Source organism: Thioalkalicoccus limnaeus, assembly GCF_041197575.1.
In the GTDB taxonomy this organism is placed as follows: Bacteria; Pseudomonadota; Gammaproteobacteria; order Chromatiales; family Chromatiaceae; genus Thioalkalicoccus; species Thioalkalicoccus limnaeus.
On the sequence record NZ_JBDKXB010000083.1, the window covers coordinates 1 to 748 of the forward strand.

Annotated in this window: 1 protein-coding gene; it reads right to left on the reverse strand. The window is 67.4% G+C overall.

Annotated elements, in window-relative coordinates:
- The coding region (locus tag ABC977_RS18190; protein WP_369668685.1) for a nucleotide sugar dehydrogenase at window positions 1–724 on the reverse strand (724 nt) is incomplete at its 3' end.
- Window positions 725–748: the final 24 nt, after the last annotated feature.

The following is a 748-nucleotide window of genomic DNA, read 5'->3' on the forward strand; positions in this document are numbered from 1 at the left end:
CCATCTTGTCGCAGACGATCTTGAGCTCGTTGACCAGCCCGATGTTGACGGCGCGGTGGATGTTCTCCAGGAGCTTGGTCATCTCGGCGGCGCGCGTGGAGCTCAGGGTCACGACCTGGTCGATGACCTGGCCGTAGAGGGCCTGGCCGACCTGGGTGCAGGCGGGCGTGACGCCGCCTAGGACCTTGGGGATGGTGCGGGTGCTGTAACGCGGGTTGCCCGGGTCTTCGCGCTCGGGCGAGAAGACCAGGAAGAGGTCCTCGCCGATGGTCAGGCCGGCGCCTTCGAGGCGCGGTTTCAGCTCTTCCTCTGTGGTGCCGGGCCAGGTGGTGCTCTCGAGCGAGACGACCTGCCCGGCGCGCAGGTGCGGGACGATGGATTCGGTGGTGGCGATGACGAAGCTGAGATCCGGCTCGCGGTATTTGTTGAGCGGCGTCGGGACGCACAGGATCAGGGCGTCGCACTCGCGGGCGCGGGCGAAATCGGTGGTTGCGGTGAAGCCTTGGCCCTGGGCGGCGCGGATGGCGTCGGCCGGGATGTGCTCGATGTAGGTCTGCCCGGCGTTGAGCGTCTCGACCTTGGCCGGGTCGATGTCGAAGCCGAGCACGCGGTAGCCGACCTCGGCGTAGCGCAGCATCAGCGGCAGGCCGACATAGCCGAGGCCGAGGATGCCGATCAGGGCGTCTTTCGAGGTCAGGCGGCGGGTCAGGGCTTCAGCGTGCATTGGGGGGTCCTTATTTCCGTCCTT